The organism is Flavobacterium sp. SOK18b (assembly GCF_014156605.1).
Classification (GTDB): Bacteria; Bacteroidota; Bacteroidia; order Flavobacteriales; family Flavobacteriaceae; genus Flavobacterium; species Flavobacterium tiangeerense.
The window spans coordinates 21,341-43,330 of sequence record NZ_QKNZ01000004.1 but is presented as its reverse complement, the minus strand read 5'-3'; the positions used below and the strand labels follow the sequence as shown (position 1 = coordinate 43,330).

General features: G+C 33.6%; 23 protein-coding genes. 12 read left to right on the top strand and 11 right to left on the bottom strand.

Annotation, left to right across the window (positions count from 1 at the left end; translation table 11 throughout):
• The first annotated feature begins 237 nt into the window (after positions 1–237).
• From DNC80_RS00925 to DNC80_RS00880, 10 genes are all read left to right on the top strand, one after another.
• Positions 238–1,122: a hypothetical protein gene (locus DNC80_RS00925; protein ID WP_182648433.1), complete on the top strand. Its 885-nt coding sequence runs from the start codon at positions 238–240 to the stop codon at positions 1,120–1,122.
• Between the two features lie 68 nt (positions 1,123–1,190).
• Positions 1,191–1,721, top strand: coding sequence for a hypothetical protein (locus DNC80_RS00920; protein WP_182648431.1), 531 nt, complete (start codon positions 1,191–1,193; stop codon positions 1,719–1,721).
• Positions 1,718–2,125: a hypothetical protein gene (locus tag DNC80_RS00915; RefSeq protein ID WP_182648429.1), complete on the top strand. Its 408-nt coding sequence runs from the start codon at positions 1,718–1,720 to the stop codon at positions 2,123–2,125. Before DNC80_RS00920 ends, DNC80_RS00915 begins: the two co-directional genes overlap by 4 nt.
• A 5-nt stretch (positions 2,126–2,130) precedes the next feature.
• Positions 2,131–2,451 (top strand): CsgE family curli-type amyloid fiber assembly protein, encoded by a 321-nt coding sequence (locus DNC80_RS00910; RefSeq protein ID WP_314839997.1) that lies wholly within the window; start codon positions 2,131–2,133, stop codon positions 2,449–2,451.
• Positions 2,452–2,467: 16 nt separating this feature from the next.
• The gene (locus DNC80_RS00905; RefSeq protein ID WP_144892858.1) at positions 2,468–2,872 is read left to right on the top strand and encodes a curli assembly protein CsgF; all 405 of its coding nucleotides are present in this window, start codon (positions 2,468–2,470) and stop codon (positions 2,870–2,872) included.
• 1 nt (position 2,873) lies between these two features.
• Positions 2,874–4,262: a CsgG/HfaB family protein gene (locus DNC80_RS00900; RefSeq protein WP_182648428.1), complete on the top strand. Its 1,389-nt coding sequence runs from the start codon at positions 2,874–2,876 to the stop codon at positions 4,260–4,262.
• 43 nt (positions 4,263–4,305) lie between these two features.
• Positions 4,306–5,799 (top strand): carboxypeptidase-like regulatory domain-containing protein, encoded by a 1,494-nt coding sequence (locus DNC80_RS00895; protein WP_182648426.1) that lies wholly within the window; start codon positions 4,306–4,308, stop codon positions 5,797–5,799.
• Between the two features lie 208 nt (positions 5,800–6,007).
• The gene (locus tag DNC80_RS00890; protein ID WP_182648425.1) at positions 6,008–6,808 is read left to right on the top strand and encodes an OmpA family protein; all 801 of its coding nucleotides are present in this window, start codon (positions 6,008–6,010) and stop codon (positions 6,806–6,808) included.
• A 98-nt stretch (positions 6,809–6,906) separates the two neighbouring features.
• Positions 6,907–8,085, top strand: a complete 1,179-nt coding sequence (locus DNC80_RS00885) for an AIR synthase related protein (RefSeq protein WP_182648423.1) — start codon at positions 6,907–6,909, stop codon at positions 8,083–8,085.
• A 9-nt stretch (positions 8,086–8,094) separates the two neighbouring features.
• Complete coding sequence (locus DNC80_RS00880; protein WP_086453239.1) at positions 8,095–8,451, top strand: hypothetical protein; 357 nt, start codon at positions 8,095–8,097, stop codon at positions 8,449–8,451.
• A gap of 115 nt (positions 8,452–8,566) precedes the next feature.
• Here the strand turns inward: DNC80_RS00880 and DNC80_RS16105 are convergent, their stop codons facing one another.
• Both DNC80_RS16105 and DNC80_RS00875 read right to left on the bottom strand, forming a co-directional pair.
• On the bottom strand, positions 8,567–9,370 hold the full coding sequence (locus DNC80_RS16105; RefSeq protein WP_370628660.1) for a M16 family metallopeptidase: 804 nt from the start codon (positions 9,368–9,370) through the stop codon (positions 8,567–8,569).
• Between the two features lie 84 nt (positions 9,371–9,454).
• Positions 9,455–11,392, bottom strand: coding sequence for a M16 family metallopeptidase (locus tag DNC80_RS00875; RefSeq protein ID WP_370628659.1), 1,938 nt, complete (start codon positions 11,390–11,392; stop codon positions 9,455–9,457).
• A 273-nt stretch (positions 11,393–11,665) separates the two neighbouring features.
• Between DNC80_RS00875 and DNC80_RS00870 the strand changes: the two genes are divergently transcribed.
• Positions 11,666–12,106: a hypothetical protein gene (locus tag DNC80_RS00870; protein ID WP_086453237.1), complete on the top strand. Its 441-nt coding sequence runs from the start codon at positions 11,666–11,668 to the stop codon at positions 12,104–12,106.
• 59 nt (positions 12,107–12,165) lie between these two features.
• On the opposite strand, the gene DNC80_RS00865 is transcribed toward DNC80_RS00870, so the two are convergent.
• Genes DNC80_RS00865 through DNC80_RS00845 form a run of 5 tightly spaced genes read right to left on the bottom strand, consistent with a single transcriptional unit; the run spans position 12,166 to position 17,437 of the window.
• A complete protein-coding gene (locus DNC80_RS00865; RefSeq protein WP_182648421.1) occupies positions 12,166–13,299 on the bottom strand; it encodes a peptidylprolyl isomerase in 1,134 nt (377 codons plus the stop codon).
• A gap of 20 nt (positions 13,300–13,319) precedes the next feature.
• The gene (locus tag DNC80_RS00860) at positions 13,320–14,438 is read right to left on the bottom strand and encodes a peptidylprolyl isomerase (protein ID WP_182648419.1); all 1,119 of its coding nucleotides are present in this window, start codon (positions 14,436–14,438) and stop codon (positions 13,320–13,322) included.
• 14 nt (positions 14,439–14,452) lie between these two features.
• Positions 14,453–15,106: a gliding motility-associated peptidyl-prolyl isomerase GldI gene (gene gldI, locus DNC80_RS00855; RefSeq protein WP_182648417.1), complete on the bottom strand. Its 654-nt coding sequence runs from the start codon at positions 15,104–15,106 to the stop codon at positions 14,453–14,455.
• Positions 15,107–15,110: 4 nt separating this feature from the next.
• Positions 15,111–16,115 (bottom strand): bifunctional oligoribonuclease/PAP phosphatase NrnA, encoded by a 1,005-nt coding sequence (locus DNC80_RS00850; RefSeq protein ID WP_144892835.1) that lies wholly within the window; start codon positions 16,113–16,115, stop codon positions 15,111–15,113.
• Between the two features lie 59 nt (positions 16,116–16,174).
• On the bottom strand, positions 16,175–17,437 hold the full coding sequence (locus DNC80_RS00845) for a chloride channel protein (protein ID WP_182648415.1): 1,263 nt from the start codon (positions 17,435–17,437) through the stop codon (positions 16,175–16,177).
• 356 nt (positions 17,438–17,793) lie between these two features.
• Between DNC80_RS00845 and DNC80_RS00840 the strand changes: the two genes are divergently transcribed.
• Positions 17,794–18,462, top strand: coding sequence for a hypothetical protein (locus tag DNC80_RS00840; RefSeq protein WP_144892831.1), 669 nt, complete (start codon positions 17,794–17,796; stop codon positions 18,460–18,462).
• Between the two features lie 86 nt (positions 18,463–18,548).
• Here the strand turns inward: DNC80_RS00840 and rplT are convergent, their stop codons facing one another.
• From rplT to thrS, 4 genes are all read right to left on the bottom strand, one after another.
• On the bottom strand, positions 18,549–18,893 hold the full coding sequence (rplT, locus tag DNC80_RS00835; RefSeq protein WP_086453231.1) for a 50S ribosomal protein L20: 345 nt from the start codon (positions 18,891–18,893) through the stop codon (positions 18,549–18,551).
• 175 nt (positions 18,894–19,068) lie between these two features.
• A complete protein-coding gene (gene rpmI / locus DNC80_RS00830; protein ID WP_022827375.1) occupies positions 19,069–19,266 on the bottom strand; it encodes a 50S ribosomal protein L35 in 198 nt (65 codons plus the stop codon).
• A gap of 116 nt (positions 19,267–19,382) precedes the next feature.
• Complete coding sequence (infC, locus tag DNC80_RS00825) at positions 19,383–19,940, bottom strand: translation initiation factor IF-3 (RefSeq protein ID WP_370514380.1); 558 nt, start codon at positions 19,938–19,940, stop codon at positions 19,383–19,385.
• Between the two features lie 16 nt (positions 19,941–19,956).
• Positions 19,957–21,903: a threonine--tRNA ligase gene (gene thrS / locus DNC80_RS00820; protein WP_144892829.1), complete on the bottom strand. Its 1,947-nt coding sequence runs from the start codon at positions 21,901–21,903 to the stop codon at positions 19,957–19,959.
• Positions 21,904–21,990: the final 87 nt, after the last annotated feature.

Here is a 21,990-nt window from a genome sequence, read left to right as displayed (position 1 = left end):
TATGTGTATTTCATCGATTTATATGAACTCTTCATCGGATATGTATGTAACCATCTGTAAAACACGTATTTATACGTGTTTCGTTTTTAAAATCCTTCTCTATCTTTGAAATGTGGAAATCAAAAAGTAAAAAAAAAGTTTTGAAATTACATTTGATTTCTAAAAAAAGAAGATCCCAAATCACTTTTTTGAACCTACATAATAATTTGTATTAACAACCAATTAAATATATTTATTATGAAAAAAGTAGTTTTAAGCATCTCCGCGATGCTATTAGTAGGAGCAGCATCTTATGCGCAACCAGGTCCAGTAGCTGGAGCTAATTCAAGTTTGGTAGGTCAAACTGGAACTTCTCAAAGTGCGGTAGTACATCAAATTGGAACATCACAAAGTTCTAAAATTAAGCAAGCGACAAACAACAATGATGCTTTTGTTTATCAAGGAGTACTTCCAGGGCAAATGTTTGTGTCTTCTGCTAACGCTTCAGCAAAGAACATCGCTGATGTTGATCAAAAAGGGGACGACAACCGTGCTTACATCTCTCAAAACAATTGGGATAACAGAGCTACCCAAAAACAAGTTGGAGATAAAAATGATGCAACGATTTGGCAAGATGAAGTACAAGTAGCAACAGGCTCATTATTTGGGGATGATGATGCTACCCAAACACAAACAGGTAATAATAACAAAGCCACTATTGATCAAGGGACTTCAGGAAATAATCCTATTCCTGCAGTTGGGACTTTTTCACTTATGGTGCCACTTACGTCAGCTATACCAATGACTCCACATGGAGACAACGAAGCTACTCAAACTCAAAACGGCAACTTCAATCTAGCCTATACGAGTCAAGGTGGTGACAAAAACAAATCAACTATTACCCAAAACAGTGTTGGTAAAGCTACGTCTTTAACCGAAAGAAATGTGGCTAATCATTATCAATATGGTAAAGAAAACATTGCGTTAACTACACAAAATGGATTCAAAAATCTAGATAATATTTTGCAAGAGGGAAAATCAAATACCTCTACAACAATGCAAACAGGATTTAGTTCAGGAAACATCAATACCGTTTCTCAGCAAGGGAATTACAATGTATCTAGTGTAACTCAAAGTAACTAATAGAGCAATCATGAAGATTGGAGCAGCTTTGTAGCTGCTCCATCTTTTTTTAATTTAAAAGCAATAGTATGAAAATTCGAGTACTGTGTTTTGTCATTGCTGTGTTATTTTCGTTGCAGCTCATTTCTGCTCAAGGAATAGAAACTTCACAAGGTAAAACCATAGATATAGCTATAGTGGGGGATAAAGAAGGTTCTTTATATCTATCTACAACTAACTTATCAGGAAATACAACTGCTAAGCAACAAGCTTTTGATAATACTGTGCAAATGCAACAGATTGGGGAGTATAATACTTTTAATGCGGTATTAAGATCAAATACTACTGCTGTATCAGTGTTTCAAAAAGGAAATAATAATACGGTCTTGTTGAATAGTCAAGCGCTCTCAATTGAAAAAAAAGTACTACAGCAAGGTGATAATAATACCATTTACGATTTTGCTTCTTACAGTAGATATGATGTCAAAAATGAATTTGTGCAAAAAGGGAATAATCTAACTATCAATAGTTTTGGTTCCAATTCAATCTCACGAGATTTAAAAATTATTCAGTCAGGAAATGGTGCTACTGTACTATTGATAAATAATTCAAAATTATGAAAATAGTACTCTCTAATTTCTCATTATATATTTTTTTGTTTTTGGGTTGTACATCTTATTCCCAAACAACAAACACAGTTGTAAAAGCAATAATAGTGATTGATAAAACGGAAACCAATATAAAAATAACAGGCACTGCCGAAAATTTATCGGATGGTGTGCAGAGCTTATCCTATAAATTATCAGTAATTAAAAAAAATACTGTAAATGATAATCAAGCAAATAATGTTCAAGAAGGATTTTTTTCTTTAAATCCAAGTGAAAATAAAAATCTGTCAACAACAGAAGTTAATTTGGGCAATACAGATGAGGTTATTGTTTTGTTACTTTTTTATAATGAAAATAAGCAGTTAATAGGAAAGGATCGAGTAGTTCTAAATGCTCAAAAAAAAAAGACAACGTAGTTAATATTCCTGCAGACGGTTTTGAAATAATAGGAATTATTTCAAATGAAACGAAGACTAAAGTAGGTAAAGATTTTTACGATTTATATTTTTATCTCTATAATGAGTATAAAATTAATGCCAAGAAAATTGTCGTTTTAACAGAGGAATTTAGTTTTGGTAGAAATACCAAGATAGTAATCACGATAGAGAATGATATTATATATGAATTTTTAGCACGTCCAGATGAAGAATATTTAAATGAAATGGGTGAACAAGCTATTTATGCCACGTATTTACACCTTAAGAATTTAGAAAAACAAAACAAATATTTTACTCAGTATTAATTTTATCTACAAACTTATGAGATTATTATATGTCTTAACAATCGTTTTTTTTGGTTTTCAATCCGTAATAGCACAGGATTTAGTATACAAACCTAAAAATCCTGCTTTTGGGGGTGATACATTTAATTATCAATGGCTGGCAAGTTCGGCGGAGTCCCAAAATAAGTTTACAGACAAATCAATTTCGCAACCTGCTCAAACTGAACTCGAGCGGTTTACATCAAGCTTAAACTCGCTACTTTTAAGTCAAGTTTCGAGCTCCTTGTTCAAGCAACAATTTGGTAATGATGGTATTAAAATAGGTTCCTACACTTTTGGTAGTCTTTCTGTAGAGGTGTATCCTTCATCAGGAGGATTAACGGTAGATATCTTAGATACTAAAACAGGTGAACAAACACAAGTAATCATCCCAAATCGATAATATGAATACATTAAAATGTGTACCCTTACTTATTTTTTTTTTAATTTCCAGTTGTGGAGCATATTACAATCAACCTACTGGTGTAGAAAAGGCAGTAATTGGAGAAAATACTCCAGCAACAACACTCTTGAAAGAGTTGCCCAAGCCTAAAGAGCCCATAGTAGTTGGGCTTTATAAATTTCGAGACCAAACTGGACAGTACAAAGCTACTGAAAATGGTAGCAATTTTAGTACAGCCGTAACCCAAGGGGCTACATCAATTTTAATTAAAGCGCTTGAAGATTCAAAATGGTTTATTCCTATCGAAAGAGAAAATATTGGTAATTTATTGCAAGAACGTAATCTTATTCGATCTACACGGCAAGAATATTCCAAAGATGTTGATCCTAATGTACCGCAAATTACACCTTTATTATACGCGGGTGTTCTACTGGAAGGTGGAATTATTTCCTATGACTCTAATATAATTACTGGCGGGTTTGGAGCGCGTTATTTCGGTACTGGTGGATCTATTAAATACAGACAAGATCGTGTAACTGTTTATTTAAGAATGGTATCTACGGCAAATGGTAAGATTTTAAAATCAGTTTATATTTCAAAAACAATTTTATCGCAAGCAATCGATCAAAGTCTTTTTAAGTATGTCAATTTCAAAAGATTATTAGAAGTAGAAACGGGATATACAACCAACGAGCCTGTGCAAATGGCCGTTACAGAGGCTATTGAAAAAGCAGTTGCAACTTTAGTCTTAGAAGGAATTAAAGAAAAAATATGGGATGCTGATGTGCCAAAACCAGAGATTGATGCAATCCTAACTAAGTATGAAAAAGAAAATTCAGATGCTGCTACTACGGCAATTTATGGCAGGAAATTACAAGAAAGAAGATCTCGTTTCGCAATGGAATTAACAGGTGGTGTTGCACTAATGGATGGTGATTATCCTAACGCCATGTTTCGCCCAATGGGTCGTGGTGCCTTAAAATATTATTTTACTCCCGCGTTCAATGTCAGTGCTTCTACTAATGTGATGAAATTAGCTAATAAAGATCTTTTAGATGTAGGTTACGCAACATTTGATCTTAATCTTGAATTTATGGTTTTGCCAAAGGATAAGTTGTCACCATATCTATTTGTAGGTGGTGGCTATGGTACAAACAAAAATTTCGAAAACAACCATACTAAAGCTCAATATGGACTAGGATTAGAATATATGGTTTCAAATGCCATAGGAATCAAACTTTATGGCGAACATAATATAAACTTTAGTGACAATATTGACTATCAAATAAGAGGAGTGCGTGATGATTTTTATTATCGCTTTGGTTTTGGACTCACGTATTATTTTTTTAATAGCAAAAAAAATACTGTTTCAAAAAACATATCGAAATAAGACCATTACCATGAGCTATTCATTCAACTATAATACCTTAACAATGAAAATTAACCATCTTATACAAGCTCTTTTTTTTGCATTTCTTTTGAGTTCATGCAGTGAAGAAAAATTAGCTGGAGACGAATTCGGGACTATCGAAGGGAAAATTGTCAGTGCCATTGATTTTAAACCTTTAGCTAATGTCAAAGTGTTTTCTAGTCCCAGTACAAGTATCGTTTTTACAGATGAAGCAGGGAAATTTGTTCTTACAAATGTAAAGGTGGGAGATTATTCTCTAGAAGCGCAAAAGGAAGGTTATTTGGCAAAATTTGAACCCGCAAAGGTTAACAGAGATCAGATAACAAATATTGTATTTGAGCTAAAGCTATCAACATCCAACAATAGGCCTCCTGCTGCTACGGTATTAACTTCGCCCTTGGACAATGCTGTAGATCAGCCTATAGAATTAAATTTAAATTTCTCAGCTACAGATCCGGATAAAGACGTCCTGAAGTATGAAATTATATTAAGGAAGAACACGAGCAATGAGGTTACGGTATACAAAGACATTGCAGCCAGTACATACTTGTTGAAAGATTTAGCATATAACACGAAGTATTTTTGGCAAGTTGCAGTATCCGATGGAATCAATCCTCCAGTACTATGTACAGTACAAACTTTTACAACGATTGGCTTTCCAAACGCAAGGTTTTTATTTGTTAGAAAAATAAATGACAATAATGTGATTTTTTCTGGCGATGAGACCGGGAAAAGCGTCCAAATTACAACATCGAATACTAATAGTTGGAGACCAAGAAAAAACATTCCATCAAATAAAATTGCTTTTATACGATCAAGTGGTGCACAAAATCACTTGTATACTATGAATCCAGATGGATCTGGAATACTTAAAGTCACTAACTCTATTCCCATTGCTGGATTTAACTCGGACTTTATCAATTTCTCGTGGAACGCCTCAGGCAGTCAATTAATCTATCCTTATTTTGACAAATTGTATAAAATTAATGCTGATGGCAGTGGCTTGACCAAAATTTATCAAACAACAAATGGAAAATTCATTTCTGAATGTGATTGGAGCAACGACGGAACAAAAATTGCCTTGAAAGTAAATGACGCAAGCGGTTACAATACTGAAATCTTTGTTATCAATGCCATAGGTACAGTTATTAATCAAGTGCTATCTGGTACACAAGGTGCCACTGGAGGGTTGAATTTCTCTGTAAATGGGCAGCGATTACTCTTTACCAGAGATGTTTCAGGCTTTGAAGATGCGAATTACAGACAGCTGGATACAAAAGTTTTTCAGTGTACATTAAGTTCAAATCAAATAACAGACATTGGTCTAGAAAAACCATTGGGAACCTTAGATTTAGATGTGAGATACGCCCCCAATGAAGCAGAGTTAATTTTGATGAATACCTCAAACGATGGTTTATCGATTAAAAATATTATAAAATATACACCTGCAACAAATAATGTTGGAGGATCTCGAATGCTGTTATTTTCTAATGCAAGTATGCCTGATTGGGAATAAATAAAATTAATGATTTAAAAAAAGCATCTAATTAGTACGAATTAGATGCTTTTTTGCGTTTAATTATAAGTTTTTTAAGTTACGTATTTGATAGCAAAAAAAATGTTCTTATTAAAGCTAGAGTCAAAAATGGTTACATAAATAGTTATCAAATAATTAACAATAAACAATGAGGAGTATTGTACTTTTTTTACTACTGTGTTTCAAAATGAATTCTCAGGAGAAAATTATGCTGTATTTTGATTTAGATCGAGATCAACCTAATCTTCATTCGCAAAGAGTTTTTCAAAAATGGTTGGATGAAAATAAAGAAGTTAATGTGATTAAAATTGAAGGATATTGTGACAGTACGGCATCAAATCATTACAATAAGCAATTAGCACTTAGGCGCTCTGTAAACGTGCAAAAGCACTTAATACGTAACAATTTTTTATTAGATAGTACTCTAGTTATTGATAATATTGGAGAAGATTTTATAGGAGCAACACAAGAATTTATCAATAGGAAAGTAATTGTATATTATCAAAAAAAATCTAATTCTAAAATTCAAGAAGTATTCGTAAGCAAATTAAATCAAAGTGAGGTTACAGATCTGCCTAAATCCCCAAAAAGCAATAATGATAATAACACCTTAATTTCACAAATTCAACAAGCTAAAGTAGGTGATTTTGTTACTTTACGAAATATAAATTTTAAATTTAACTCAGAGGTTATGGTCAATTCCTCTATGGCGAATTTGGATGAGCTTTTACAAATTATGAGGAGTCAACTCAGTTTAAATATTGAAATTCACGGTCATATTTGCTGTAATCCAGATCCAAATGACGTGAAGTTATCCAATCGTCGCGCTAAATCGGTTCATGATTATTTAATTAAAAACGGAATTCAGCAAAGGAGATTGGCATACAAAGGTTATGGTAGTAATAAACCCATTTTTACATTACCAGAAAAAAACGAAATACAACGTGCAGCTAATAGAAGAGTAGAGATTTTAATCCTTCAAAAATAGTGCAATAAATCCTAAAATCAAGTTCCTTATTCCTAAATCAAATTAGTATCTTTGCGCCACAACTAACTGCCTAAAAGCAGGCTTCACAACTAAATTAAATGAGTTCAGATACTTCAAAAAGGTATGCACTTCGCGGTGTTTCGGCATCCAAAGAAGATGTGCACAACGCCATTAAAAACATTGATAAAGGCTTATTTCCACAAGCTTTCTGCAAAATTGTACCCGATTATTTAACACAAGACAAGGACTATTGCCTGATTATGCATGCTGATGGAGCAGGTACTAAATCTTCATTGGCCTACATGTATTGGAAAGAAACCAGTGATCTTTCTGTATGGAAAGGAATTGCTCAAGATGCATTAATAATGAATATTGATGACTTATTGTGTGTAGGAGCAACTGATAATATTTTACTTTCATCAACCATTGGAAGAAATAAAAATCTAATTCCAGCCGAAGTAATTTCAGCAATTATTAATGGTACCGAGGAGTTAATAAAAGAGCTTGATTCTTATGGTGTAACTATTCATTCTACAGGTGGTGAAACGGCTGATGTGGGTGATATTGTGCGCACTATAATTGTAGATTCAACGGTCACAGCGCGCATGAAGCGTTCAAAAGTAATTGATAATGCGAATATTAAAGCAGGCGATGTTATTGTAGGTTTAGCTTCTTTTGGTCAAGCAACTTATGAAAAAAGTTACAATGGCGGAATGGGAAGTAACGGACTTACATCAGCTCGTCATGATGTTTTCGAAAAATACTTAGCGACAAAATATCCTGAAAGTTTTGATGCTGCAGTTCCAGAAGAGCTGATTTATTCGGGCCAAGTAAAATTAACAGATGCAGTTCCAAATTCGCCTATAGATGCAGGACAATTAGTCCTTTCGCCTACGCGAACGTATGCACCTATCATCAAGAAAATTTTAGATACATATTCGTCAAATGAAATACATGGTATGGTACACTGTAGCGGTGGTGCCCAAACCAAGATTTTACATTTTGTAGAAAATCTACACATTATAAAGGATAATTTATTTCCTGTACCACCATTGTTTCAGTTAATTCAAGAACAATCAAAAACAGATTGGAAAGAGATGTATCAGGTATTCAACTGCGGCCATCGAATGGAGCTTTATGTTCCTGAGGCAGTTGCACAAGATATCATTGCGATTTCAAAATCGTTCCATGTTGATGCACAAATTGTAGGTAGAGTAGAAGATTCTGAAACAAAAAAGCTTACCATAAAGAGTGAATATGGAACTTTTGAATATTAAAAATAATTTATGTACGAATTAATCTTTTGGAAATATCAAGAAGGAATTTATTTAAACCACCATTTAGTTTATGAGGCATTGCTTGAGGAGCAATTTGTTGAAGGACTAGAGGAATTGCCTGTGCCTGTAATTTGGAATAGATTGTCATCCGTTTTTTCAGGTTGGGAAAAAGTAGACGAAAACAGCTGGAAGAATCCAAATGGAACAGGTGCGTTTCAAGTAAAATCAACTTCTCAAAGTATTTTAATTGATTGCTATGGTACCGATGGAAAAACTATGAACTTACTCTCAGACACATTGGAGGAATTTAAATGTTCTTTGTATGACCCACAAGTTCCTGTACGTTATGATGAAATGAATGAGTAGAGAAACCTTTTAGTCTCACCTAATATAAAAATAATTTTTCTGATTCGAAATGCTACTTTTACGTAGCTGGTGAATCAGAAAAATTATTTTTTTGTTTTGTAATACTGCTGATTTATTAATTTGGTTTTGGGCTGTTTATTAATTTTGGTGTGCCAAAACCTAATTGTTCTAATTTTTTCAATTGCGTTTCAGCATCTCCTACAATGAGATAAATCATTTTATTTGGATCTAAATATTTTTTCGCAAGCGTTTTTATATCATCTATTGTAATATTTTTTACAATATTTTCTTGTTTTTTTGCGTAATCATCCGTGTAATTGTAATTACTAATGTCATAGAGCATTTCAAGTTTTGATGATAATGTTTCAAAAGCTCTAGCATTACTTTTGATCAAATAACTTTTTGTAATATCGAGATCATTTTCATTGAAATTAGTACCATATTTTTGTAATATATCTTTAACTAATGCAACAGATTCAAAAGTAACATTAGAACGAACACCACTCGAAACGGCAAAAAATCCTTTATTTACAGATCCCATAAACATGGAGCTAATACCGTATGTGTATCCTTTTCCTTCACGTAATTCTTGTGTTAATTGTGATGCAAAACTTCCTCCTCCCAAACGGTAATTTAAAATTTGAGCTGGATAATAGTCCGTATCTGTAGCTGCAAGAGCGGGATAACCAATTCTTATTACAGATTGTTTAGCTCCTGGCACATCATAAAAATAGACTTGTGAGCTTGAAATAGCTATTGTATTGGCATTAGTTGGAATAACAATATTTTTAGTACTCCAATTTTTACTTATTATTTTTAAGGAGTTTGAAACACTGTTTTTATTCACGGCTCCAACTACCTGAAAATTAACATTTGAAGGAGACATATTCGTAGTGAAATAGTTTTTCAAGTCATCTATAGTAATTGAACTAACGGTTTTTTCAGATCCAATACGATTATTAGATAAAATAGATGTGCCAAAAAGTAATTTTTTAAACTCAATTCAAGCAATATAATTAGGATCTGCTTTTTGCTGCATTATTTGACTCAGTGTACTTTGTTTTATAAGTTCAAATTCTTTAGTATCCCATCGTGGTTGTAATAAAATTTCTTGTACTAATACCATAGTAGCGGTATAGTTTTTTGCTAGTGTGGTGCCGTAAATTGAAATAGCTTCATCACTTGCTGTTGCTTTTATAGAAGCACCAAGACTCTCAATAGCATTTTCTAATTGTTCAGGTGTTTTATTTGCGGTTCCTTTGGTCATAAGCTCGGCAAGCATGTTTGAAACTCCAATTTTTTCTGAATTTTCTAGTAATAAACCTCCTTTAATTTGTAATTGAAATTGTACTAGAGGTACTTCATAGTTTTCGATACCCAAAAGGGACATTCCTGATGGCAATTTATCTTTCCAAACCACAGGTAAAATTACATCTGGACTAGCGCCGTATGCTGGTTCAATGCTTCGGTCAAATTTTGAAGGAGTTTTTTCATAAGTTGCCGCTATACTTGCATCAAATGTATCTTCTTTGCCTTCAACGATTTTTTCTTCAACTACATCGGCTAGTATCGACCCATCTAAAATTAAATTTTTTTCTCCTTTTGGAACAAAACTAGTTGCTACAAAAGGCTTGCCCTGAATGTATTTTTTGTACACACGCATTACATCATCACGGGTTACAGCTAATATATTTTTTACATCTTCATTAATGTATTCTGGTGTTCCAGCAAATATCTCGTATTGTGCAAGTTGAAATCCTTTTCCAAGTACACTTGATAAATTGTTATAAAAAGCAGTTTCTTGTCCTGCTTTAATTCTGTCTAAATCTTGTTGCGAAATACCTTCAGTTTCAAATTTTGTGAAAGCTTCGGTGACACCATTCATGACCTCATTTAAATTTGTTTTATCAAAAGCGGTGACACTAAGCATGTATTGTCCTGCTATTTCAGAGTTGTACTGAAAAACATCTGCAGCATCAGTAATTTTTTTATCTTCTACTAAGGTTTTGTACAAAGGAGCTTTTTTACCTTTTGAAAGATAACTGGCAAGTACTTCCAGGGCATAGCTGTCTGGATTGTATTCATAAACTGATGGCCATGTAAGAGTAAGTTGTGGAAGTTTTGCAAAATTGTCTTCGTAGTACAGTTTTTTGGTAGCAGGTAACACAACAGCTTGTTTTTCCATTTTTGGGATAGCGTCGCCACGTTTTATTTCGCCAAAATATTTTTCTACCCAAATTTTGGTTTGGTTTACATCAATATCTCCTGCAATTGTTAGTGTGACATTGTTAGGGACATACCAGCGCTTGTAAAAATTCTTAACATCATCTAATGTTGCGTTCTGTAAATCTTCAAGAGATCCTATTACATCCCAGTTGTAAGGATGAGTAGACGGATATAAATTTTTTGAAATCACTGAGAAGTTATTACCATAAGGTCTGTTATCATAGCTTTGTCTTTTTTCGTTTTTTACTACTTGCTTTTCTTTTGCTAAAACGGGTTCTGTAACCGTATTGATAAAAAAACCAAGCTTATCTGCTTCAGCCCAAATCATTTTTTCAAGAGCATCTTTAGGCACTGTTTGAAAATAATTGGTTCTATCTCGGCTAGTAGATCCATTTGCTCCCTCTCCACCTATGCGAGCACTCATTTTATCAAGTCCTCCTTTTCCTAAATTTTCAGATTCAAGGAAAAGTAAATGCTCAAATAAATGTGCAAAACCAGTTCTCCCTTTTATTTCTCTTGCCGAACCCACATGACTTGTTAGTGCAACAGCCACAACAGGATCTGATCTATCAATATGCAAAATGACTTGTAAGCCATTGTCTAAAGTGAATTTTTCAAAATCAACTTTGAATTCTTTTGAATCTTTTTTTTGGGAGTAAGAATTAATAGCGCTAAGAACTACCATACAGTACAGGAGTAGTTTGTTTGTTTTCATAGACAAAATTTAATTTTTTTATAGGATTTTTTTGGTGCTTAAAAGTAAGAAATAAATGGGTACAATGATACGCGACTCTGTTTTATTACTATCACTCACTAAACATTTCTGTGGAGTAGTATTCTTGTTATTTTAAAAATTTAATCCTGTGCAAATTGATGGCTAAACTTCTTTTTATTACAATAAATAGAGATTAAAACCGCAATTGTCCTGATTGATATTCTAATATTGAAGTATCTTTGCAGCACTATTTTAATTTTAAAGTAAAACGCAATGAAAATAAATACAAAAAACGGAATTGATAAACTCATTTTTGGAATGAAACAAAATGATGTTACCGCTATTTACGGAAAACCAAATCGAAATTATAAAGACGAGGATGACAATATTATTTATGCATACAACTCTTTAAAAATGCGTTTGACTTTTTATGTTGAAGAAGATTTTAAATTAGGATATATTGTGGCATCAAGCCCAGAACTTGAGCTTTTTGGTAATAAAATCATCAATAAAAAAATTAGTGATGTTAAAAAAGATTTAGTTAGCAAGTCTATAACTAAATTTACTCAAGAAGAATTTGATACTTTTGAGAATTATTTTAACGAAGAAAACTGGATGATTTTTCAAACAGAATTTGATGAGGTTGTAAAATTTGAATTGGGAGCAATTATCAATCAAAAAGATGAGTTTGATTGGAAATTCGGTAAAAAATAGAGTTATAAAAAAACACCGATGAAATTTAAGATATCATCGGTGTTTTTTTTTATTTTAATTTATTTTACGGGTTCCTTTTCAAGCATTTCTAATTCAAAAACAAGCATGGTATTTGGCGGTATCACACCATTAGCTCCACGTTCACCATAAGCCAGATTTGAAGGTATAAAAACAACTGCTTTATCCCCAAAACCCATATTTTCAAGACCTTCAATAAAGCCAGGAATCATGCCGTCTTTTTTTCCTGCTACAAATGGGAACGCTTTGTAACCGTTTTGAGCCGCTCTTCTTTCATCGTATTTACCATAGGCTTTATTCACATTCTCATAACTGCTATCAAATAAAGAACCATCTTCAAAATAGCCAGCATAATTAAAATAGAATGTAGCGCCATTAGCTGGTTTTACACCTGTTCCATTTTCAACTATCTTGTAAGCCAATCCCGATGGAGTAGTGGTTGCTGTAGCTTTTATTGTAGATAGGTAGGTTTTCTTTGCTGCTTTAACAGCCTCAATCTTTTTTTGGTCTTCAGTTTTAAAATTAAAATAGTCTGAAATTACTTTTACGGCATCAAATTTCTTTGCCAATGCTCCTTTTCTAACCACGGTTACTTTTGTAATCACATCATCTTGCGCGATAGCGTTTACAATTTCCATTCCAGAAGTTACATGACCAAAAACAGTATGTTTACCGTCTAACCAAGGGGTTTCTTTGTGTGTGATAAAAAATTGGCTTCCATTTGTTGCAGGTCCAGAATTTGCCATGGATAAGATACCTGGTTTATTGTGTTTTAAATCAGTAATTTCATCTTTAAAAGCATATCCAGGACCTCCTGATCCATTGCCAGAGGGATCGCCACCTTGGATCATGAAGTCTTTGATAACACGGTGAAATTTTAAACCATCAAAAAAAGGTTTGCCTTTTAGGTTTTCGGGTTTTACAAATGTGTTTTTTCCTTCGGCAAGTGCAATAAAATTTGCTACTGTCACGGGTGTTTTTTGGTACGCAAGTTCTAATTCTATGTTTCCTTTATTAGTAGCAATAGTCACAAATATACCTTCTGTTTCAGTTGGCTTTTTTACAATTGCCTTTACTGTTGTAGTTGGTTTTTTTGCTGGTGTTATTTTTTTTCCAGTTTGAGCTTGGATAGTAATACATCCCAGAAGTAGTAAAAACAGATATTTAAATTTCATTTTCTATAATTTTATGTAAATTAATTTTTCTCTAAAAGTTCAATTTCAAAAATAATATTAGCGTTAGGAGGTATTACTCCACCAGCTCCAGCGGCTCCATATCCCAAACGGGACGGAATAAAAATCACGGCTTTGTCTCCAAAAGATAATTGTTCGATACCTTCAATGAAACCAGGAATCATGCCATCTTTTCTTCCTGCTTGAAAAGGAATAGGTTGATACCCATTTTGAGCCGCTCTGTTTTCATCGTATTTTCCAAATGCTTTTGAAACACTCTCTATACTTGCGTCAAAAAGCTCTCCATCTTCAAGAAATCCTGCATAATGTATAAAAACAGGAGTGCCATTAGATGGTTTTTTACCTCCGCTTTTTTTAGTGATTACATATTGTAAACCGGAAGGTGTTGTTGTAGCTTTTGCTTTCAAGGCAGCAAAACTTGCTACTTTTTGCTCTCTTACCACTTTGTATTTTTCATTATATACGCGCTTATTTTCAGCTTCAATAGCGGCTTTTTTCTTTTGATTTTCAGATTCCACTGCAAAATAGTCGGTAAAAACTTTTACGGCATTAAATTTCTTTGCTGCTTCACCATTTCTAATGATAGTTACAGATTTGATGTAATCATCTTGTTGAATTTTATTGACAACTTCCATACCTTTTTCTACCACATGACCAAAAATGGTATGCTTTCCATCTAACCAAGGGGTTGCAAGATGTGTGATAAAAAATTGGCTGCTATTGGTCATAGGTCCATTATTGGCCATAGCTAGAACTCCACCTTTATCAAATCGTAAGTCATTAAATTCATCCTTAAATTTATATCCTGTATCTCCAGAGCCAGTACCTAGTGGATCTCCGGTTTGTATCATAAAATCAGCAATGACTCTATGAAATTTTAAACCATCAAAAAAAGGTTTCTTTTTTAAATTTTCATTCGTTACAAACTCATTTTTTCCTTCGGCAAGTGCAACATAGTTTGCAACGGTTATTGGCGCTTTGTCAAAATCCAGTTGTACAATAATCTCCCCTTTGTTAGTTTCGATTTGAGCATACAATCCATCAGGTAAATTGGAATGATCATTTTTACAGGAATACAATGAGGCTATCGCTAGGAGCGCAATTACGATCTTTTTTTTCATTTCTAAATTAATTGTTATGGAGTTATAGTATCTTTTTCTTTGGTTACAGGTGTCGAGGCTTTTTTTGCAATAACGTTAGTTGTAGGTGCAATAGTTTGTAGAACTTCTTTTTTATACGCCACTTCGGTTTTAAAATCTCGCAATGTAACGGTACATATAATCGGTTGGTTTGTATTTATTTTTTTATCGTCTCCATGATAACCGTAAGCCATATTTGAGGGGAATAAAAAATTTACTTTCTCATTACGATGCATTAATTTGATTCCGTCACGCAATCCCATCATGATGTTTTGTTTATCAACATAATATACTTGTGGTTTTAGTTCTTCTTGAGAGTAAATCAAAGTTCCTTTTAAATCTTTAATTTCATAGTCAAACAAAGCAACGTCTCCTTTTTTAGGAGTGAGGTTATCAATTGTATTTCTTACTTCATAAGAATACCAATACCCTTTATTAGAAGCCAAGTATACTACACTTGGATTGTTTTTGATAACGTTTTGTATTTGACTTTCCTCTGTTGCAACCAATTTTTTATTGCGCAGAATCGATTTTTTCATAAAACTCCCAGACGATTGGGAGATAGGTCTTCTAGCATCCTGATGCTGTTTGCACCCCGAAAGTACAAGAAATAAAAAGAATACAACTGCAAGTAGGTTGCTGTTTTTCATGGGTTTAGATGCTTATTTTTGTTAGTAAATCTTCAAATTTCTTTTGGGTTTCTTCCATTGTAAGTTCTGATTTTCCTCCAGCTGCATTGCGATGTCCACCGCCGTTAAAATTTTCTCTTGCAAATTGATTAACATCAAAATCACCTTGTGAACGAAACGAAATTTTAATAATTTTTTCTTCTTTATTTTCTATAAAGATAGCTGCAAAATGTATTCCTTGTATGCTTAAACCATAATTTACAATTCCCTCAGTGTCTCCTTTTACATAATTAAACGAGTTCAATTCATCTTGTGTTAGAGTTGTATACGCTGTTTTATGTTCGGGATGAATAATCATGTTTTGAAGCGCTCTACCTAATATTTGGAGTCTTCCATAAGAGCTATTGTCAAATAGTAAACTCGGAATTTCTGTATTTTGAACGCCTAAATCAATAAGTTCTGCAACAATTCTATGTGTTGTTCCAGTGGTTTTAGGAAATTTAAACGAACCAGAATCGGTAAGTATTCCCGTATAAATGCAGGTGCCTATTGTGAAATCGATGTCATCTTTTTTACCTAATGCGGTAATAAAATTATAAAGCATTTCACAAGTAGATCCAAATGCAGTGTCAGAGTAGGTAACAGCAGCGTAGTCATCTGGATTTTGATGATGATCAATCATGATAAATGGAGATTGAAGCTGTGCTAACACATTTTCCATTTCTCCAGTTCTGTGCAAAGCATTAAAATCTAATGTGAAAATTAGTTCAGCTTCTTGTAATAGTGCTGTGCAGTTTTCTCTATCCTTTTCGTAAATTTTAATTTTGTCAGCTCCTGGCATCCAAGCTAGAAAATCAGGAAACTCATTAGGGGAAATTACGGTAGGGTAGTGGTGGTTTTTTAGTAAAAAATGATAAAGTCCTAATGTAGAACCCATCGCATCGCCATCTGGACCTCGGTGCGGGATTATTGCAATTTTTTTAGGCGTTGATAACAACTCTTGTACGGCTTGAATGTCTTGTATTTTCATAGATTGCGAAATTACATTTTTTTAATCTAATGTTGAAATCATTTCTACAAATTACCAAATTATATACCTCTTAATAACCGTATTTTTTTCAAGCAAAAAGCATACAACGTATATTTTAGTCCTATTTTTAATTGAGATGTGTAAATCCCCGTAGAACCTGAACAAAAATAGGCCATACTACAAGCAATACATAAAAATAAACCAGCCTCAATCCCAAAAAGTTCTATCCCCATTAAGGTGCAAGCTATAGGTGTATGCGTAGCACCAGATAATAAGGCAACAAATCCCATCCCTGCCAGTAAGCTTACGGGTAAGGGAACTACTAGAGATAAAGCGCTACCCAGAGTTGCTCCTATGAAAAATAACGGAGTAACTTCTCCACCCTTAAAACCACTTCCTAATGTAATTCCTGTTATAATTATTTTTAATAAAAAATCTGTTGGCAAACTAGGAGTTGTAAAGGATTCTGCAATTACGGTTAGTCCTAGTCCTGTATAGCGTGTCATATCAAAACAATAAAAAAGTATAACAAGAAACGAGCCTCCCACAAGCGGTCTCCAAGGAGCAAATGGAAAAGTAACGCTAAACAATCGATTCCAGTAATGAGCAGTTTTGGAGTAAAGCATTGCGGTCAAGCCAAAAAGAAGTCCAGCAACTAAAACCCATAAAAGTGTTTTAAATGTGATATTTGGGATTTCAAAAATATAGTAAGTGCTGTGTTTTATTTCCCAAAGGTCTACCGTGTAATCCGCTATAAAGGCTACTAAAAATACAGATAAGATGCTTTTTAGTGTTATTCTTTTAAAACAAACAATTTCTAATGCAAAAATTGCGCCTGCTAGAGGTGTCCCAAAAACCGATGCAAATCCCGCACTAATTCCTAAAAGTATTAATATTTGAGATTCCGTATTTGATATTTTTTTTATTTTATTTAATTGATATGCTATTGCTCCTCCCATTTGAACTGCAGTACCTTCTCTACCTGCAGATCCTCCCAAAAGATGAGTTATTAATGTGCCCAAAAAAACTAAAAATCCCATTCGTAAAGGAACTCTTGTTTCAGGGTTTTCATAAGCAATCAATAGTAGGTTGTTTCCTTTGTTGCTTTCGTTGCCTAGGTAGTGGTATAATAATCCTATAACGAGTCCGCCCAAAGGAAGCAACCAAAACAATGTTTTATAAAGCGTGAATAGTTGTGTAACCCAATCAAGACTAAACAATAGTAATGCAGAGGCAGATCCCGAGAATATCCCAATAAGGATACAAATGAGGGACCACAATATTAGGGATGCTATTTTTTGTTGATATTTAGAAAAATCCATCTGTTTAAGAGTTACAGCTTACAAAAGTATTATTTAAAGCCATATTATGATTTCTTGTAACATTTTTTTTGCGATCATTCGTTTCAATTCACGAAAAAAACATTTGACGTGCCTCGTGTAATTCATTTTCATAGCACTTTGGTCTTGATATTTTGAAAAATATTTTAAAACAATTGTAATAATAGTTCTAGGCATGATTTTCTTCAATAGATTAAAATTAAAAGTGTGGCAAAATACTATTTGGATCTATCTAGAGTTATAAATGAAAGTTAAAAATTGGCTTGGTTTTTGAATTTAAAAGTATGGTTTCCTATTTTTAAAACTTAATAGAACTTATAATGATTGCACCACAAATTATGAAAAGGATTTTATTTACAATGATACTAATTGGTTCATTTTACAGTGGTTTTGCTCAGAGTGAATTTAATTCCAAGTTCAAAGCAATTCCGCCTAAAAATAACGCCCCGAAGATAAAGAAAACAATTCCTCCTAAAATTGATATTCCTCCTATCAATTCGCCTAAGCCGAATGTTAAACCACCCGTAACAAACCCAAATCTTACAAGTATTCCCGAAACGAAGCCATTAAAGCCTATTTCGATGATACCAACAAGCGAGTTTATAAACCCGGGAGATGTCTACAGAGATAAATTGAATAAGAAAGAAGATAATCCAGAAGGGATTGTATATCGAAGAAATCAAAACTTAGGGAACTACACCACAGGCTCTGTCTCGGCAAAGATTATGTATCGTGATGCGGCTTATGTTGATGGCGATTTAATACGAGTTTTTCTAAATGATAAAGTCATTCAAAACCAAGTGAATTTAGATAGTAATTTTAAAGGCTTTGAAATAGTTTTAGAAAAAGGTTTTAATAAAATTGATTTTGTAGCATTAAATCAAGGAAGCTCTGGGCCAAACACTGCAGAATTTAAAGTCTATGATGATAAAGGGGCATTGATATCAGCAAGTCAATGGAATTTAGGAACTGGTTTTAAAGCTACAATAATCCTCATTAAAGAATAAAAGTATCACAAGACACAAAAAAACCTCAATCGATTGATTGAGGTTTTTTTTATAAGTAAGTAATCTAAATTGAGTTTATAAAACGTTTATTTTACTTTATTAAGTACTGCTTTGAAAGCTTCTGGGTGGTTCATAGCTAAATCTGCAAGAACTTTACGGTTCAATTCGATTCCGTTAGCTTTAACTTTACCCATGAATTGTGAATAAGACATTCCTTCTAATCTAGCTCCAGCGTTGATACGTTGAATCCATAAAGAACGGAAATTTCTTTTGTTCACTTTTCTATCACGGTAAGCGTAGCACATTGCTTTCTCTACCGCATTCTTAGCAACTGTCCAAACGTTTTTACGTCTACCAAAGAAACCTTTGGCTTGCTTCATTATTTTTTTTCTTCTTGCTCTTTTAGCAACTGAATTTACCGATCTTGGCATAATTTTATTGTTTTTTTTTGTAGCAGGCGTCCTGAATTGAATCAAAGGAACTTAAAAGCCATACTCCAAGGTTATTTTAAATTGTTTTAACCTAAAGAAATCTTTAGTCAAATGTCAAAAGTCGAATGTCGAAAGTGTGTACTTTAGACTTTAAGACTTTCTACCTTTGGACTTATTAGATAATTCTTAATTGTTGTTTGATGCTTTTCATATCTGTTTTGTGAACTAACGCTGAATGTGTCAAAGCTAATTTACGTTTTTTAGATTTTTTAGTCAAGATGTGACTTTTAAAAGCATGCTTTCTTTTAATCTTTCCAGAACCAGTAACTTTAAAACGTTTCTTGGCGCTAGATTTGGTTTTCATTTTAGGCATTTTTTCCTAGTGTTTTAATTTATTCTTACTTACTTATATTATATAGTAGTAAAGTCTTTAAAGTCTTAAAGTCGAAAGTTAAATACTTTTGACTTTAAGACTTTTGACTTTAAGACTTATTTTTTCTTCTTAGGAGCAATAAACATGATCATTCTTTTTCCTTCAAGAACAGGCATAGCCTCTACTTTTCCAAATTCTTCCAGATCTGTTGCTAATCTCAATAATAAAATCTGACCTTGATCTTTGTAAATAATTGAACGCCCTTTAAAGAATACAAATGCTTTCAGCTTTGCGCCTTCTTTTAAGAATTTTTCTGCGTTTTTTCTTTTAAATTCATAATCATGCTCATCAGTTTGAGGACCAAAACGAATTTCTTTCACAACAACTTGTGTAGATTTCGCTTTTAAAACCTTATCACGTTTCTTTTGTTCGTAAACAAATTTCTTGTAATCCATGATTTTACAAACCGGTGGTTCAGCGTTTGGAGAAATTTCAACTAAATCCAATTCAAACTGATCTGCTAACCTTAGGGCTTCTGCAAGTTTAAAAACACCTGGTTCGATGTTTTCACCTACAAGCCTTACTTCTTGTACACCACGAATAAGGTTATTTATCCTGTGGGCATCTTTTTTTTCTACGCGAGGTTGGTAACCTCTGTTGCTTCTTATTGCTATGACTTTATAATTTAAGTTAAACTGTAAATACTTTCAATGTTTTGCTAATTTCTTCGTTTACAATAGCTGCAAATTCTTCTATTGTAACAGTTACATTTCCTTTTCCTTCTTGGCCGTGACGGCGTATAGAAATGGTCCCGTTTTTCTCTTCTTCCTCACCTACAATCAACATAAACGGTGTTTTTTGCATTTCGGCATCTCTAATTTTCTTTCCAATAGTTTCGTTTCTATTGTCAATTAGGGCGCGAATTTCGTGATTTTCTAGCAAATCTAAAACTTTTTTCGCATATATTTCATATTTCTCGCTCAATGACAATATTATAGCCTGTTCTGGCATAAGCCAAAGCGGGAAATTTCCTGCTGTGTGTTCTAGCAATATGGCAATGAAACGCTCCATAGAACCAAAAGGTGCTCTGTGAATCATTACCGGACGGTGTAATTCATTATCAGATCCTTTATAGGTTAAATCAAAACGTTCTGGTAAGTTGTAGTCTACTTGTATAGTTCCTAATTGCCATTGTCTTCCAAGGGCATCCTTAACCATGAAATCTAACTTTGGACCGTAAAAAGCAGCTTCACCATATTCTACTACAGTATTTAAACCTTTATCTGCAGCGGCATTGATGATTGCATTTTCTGCTTTTTCCCAATTTTCATCGGTACCAATGTATTTATCTCTATTTTCCTTATCTCTTAACGAAATTTGAGCTGTAAAGTTTTCAAATCCTAATGAACCAAATACATAAAGGACTAAGTCAATTACTTTTTTGAATTCTTCGTCTAATTGCTCTGGCGTACAAAAAATGTGTGCATCATCTTGAGTAAAACCTCTTACGCGAGTTAAACCATGTAATTCTCCACTTTGTTCGTAACGATATACAGTTCCAAATTCAGCATAACGTTTTGGTAAGTCTTTGTATGACCATGGACGAACATTGTATATTTCGCAGTGATGCGGACAGTTCATCGGTTTCAATAAAAACTCTTCGCCTTCAGCTGGTGTGTTAATTGGTTGAAAACTATCAGCTCCATATTTTGCATAATGACCTGACGTTACATACAATTCTTTTTGACCAATATGCGGAGTCACAACTTGCTCGTAACCTGCTTTTTTCTGGGCTTTTTTCAAAAACTGCTCCAATCGATCTCTCAAAGCCGCGCCTTTAGGTAGCCACAATGGCAATCCAGCACCCACTTTCTGTGAAAAGGCAAATAACTCAAGTTCTTTTCCAAGTTTTCTGTGGTCACGACGTTTTGCTTCTTCTAATAATTCTAAATATTCTGTCAGTTCTTTTTGTTTTGGGAACGATGTTCCGTAAACGCGAGTCAATTGTTTGTTTTTCTCGTCTCCACGCCAGTATGCACCAGCAACGCTCATTACTTTCATTGCCTTGATTATTCCTGTGTTAGGAATATGACCACCACGGCACAAATCAGTAAAGGTATCGTGATCACAAAACGTAATTGTACCATCTTCAAGATTAGTAATCAACTCTGTTTTGTAAACGTTGTCTTTGTATAATTCTAAAGCATCTGCCTTAGAAACGGGACGCAATTTAAATTCGTGTTTTCCTCTTGAAATTTCAAGAACACGGTCTTCAATTTTTTTGAAATCAGCATCTGTGATTTTATGATCCTCAAAATCTACATCATAGTAAAATCCATTTGAGATTGCGGGTCCTAGCGTTAATTTAATTCCAGGATACATTTCCTCAAGAACTTGCGCCATTACGTGTGAAGTAGAATGCCAAAATGCTTTTTTACCATCGGCGTCATTCCAAGTAAATAATGTAAGGCTACCATCCGTGGTTAGTGGGGTTGTTGTTTCAATTGTAGTACCATTAAAAGAGGCTGAAATTACGTTTCTAGCAAATCCTTCACTGATGCTTTTTGCAACATCCATTGGAGTTGCTCCTGGAGCAAACTCTCTAACTGACCCATCGGGTAAAGTAATCTTGATCATTGTTTGTTATTTTAAGAATGCAAATATAGTCCATTACAAAAATACAAACAATAGTTGTGTATGTATTGTTTTATAAATAATTGTTTG

Bases quoted from the DNA above. Each gene is read 5' to 3' on its own strand.
- DNC80_RS00925 (WP_182648433.1), top strand. From the start codon at position 238: ATGAAAAAAGTAGTTTTAAGCATCTCCGCGATGCTATTAGTAGGAGCA.
- DNC80_RS00920 (WP_182648431.1), top strand. From the start codon at position 1,191: ATGAAAATTCGAGTACTGTGTTTTGTCATTGCTGTGTTATTTTCGTTG.
- DNC80_RS00915 (WP_182648429.1), top strand. From the start codon at position 1,718: ATGAAAATAGTACTCTCTAATTTCTCATTATATATTTTTTTGTTTTTG.
- DNC80_RS00905 (WP_144892858.1), top strand. From the start codon at position 2,468: ATGAGATTATTATATGTCTTAACAATCGTTTTTTTTGGTTTTCAATCC.
- DNC80_RS00900 (WP_182648428.1), top strand. From the start codon at position 2,874: ATGAATACATTAAAATGTGTACCCTTACTTATTTTTTTTTTAATTTCC.
- DNC80_RS00895 (WP_182648426.1), top strand. From the start codon at position 4,306: ATGAAAATTAACCATCTTATACAAGCTCTTTTTTTTGCATTTCTTTTG.
- DNC80_RS00890 (WP_182648425.1), top strand. From the start codon at position 6,008: ATGAATTCTCAGGAGAAAATTATGCTGTATTTTGATTTAGATCGAGAT.
- DNC80_RS00885 (WP_182648423.1), top strand. From the start codon at position 6,907: ATGAGTTCAGATACTTCAAAAAGGTATGCACTTCGCGGTGTTTCGGCA.
- DNC80_RS00880 (WP_086453239.1), top strand. From the start codon at position 8,095: ATGTACGAATTAATCTTTTGGAAATATCAAGAAGGAATTTATTTAAAC.
- DNC80_RS00875 (WP_370628659.1), bottom strand. From the start codon at position 11,392: ATGAAAACAAACAAACTACTCCTGTACTGTATGGTAGTTCTTAGCGCT.
- DNC80_RS00870 (WP_086453237.1), top strand. From the start codon at position 11,666: ATGAAAATAAATACAAAAAACGGAATTGATAAACTCATTTTTGGAATG.
- DNC80_RS00865 (WP_182648421.1), bottom strand. From the start codon at position 13,299: ATGAAATTTAAATATCTGTTTTTACTACTTCTGGGATGTATTACTATC.
- DNC80_RS00860 (WP_182648419.1), bottom strand. From the start codon at position 14,438: ATGAAAAAAAAGATCGTAATTGCGCTCCTAGCGATAGCCTCATTGTAT.
- gldI (WP_182648417.1), bottom strand. From the start codon at position 15,106: ATGAAAAACAGCAACCTACTTGCAGTTGTATTCTTTTTATTTCTTGTA.
- DNC80_RS00850 (WP_144892835.1), bottom strand. From the start codon at position 16,115: ATGAAAATACAAGACATTCAAGCCGTACAAGAGTTGTTATCAACGCCT.
- DNC80_RS00845 (WP_182648415.1), bottom strand. From the start codon at position 17,437: ATGGATTTTTCTAAATATCAACAAAAAATAGCATCCCTAATATTGTGG.
- DNC80_RS00840 (WP_144892831.1), top strand. From the start codon at position 17,794: ATGAAAAGGATTTTATTTACAATGATACTAATTGGTTCATTTTACAGT.
- rplT (WP_086453231.1), bottom strand. From the start codon at position 18,893: ATGCCAAGATCGGTAAATTCAGTTGCTAAAAGAGCAAGAAGAAAAAAA.
- rpmI (WP_022827375.1), bottom strand. From the start codon at position 19,266: ATGCCTAAAATGAAAACCAAATCTAGCGCCAAGAAACGTTTTAAAGTT.
- thrS (WP_144892829.1), bottom strand. From the start codon at position 21,903: ATGATCAAGATTACTTTACCCGATGGGTCAGTTAGAGAGTTTGCTCCA.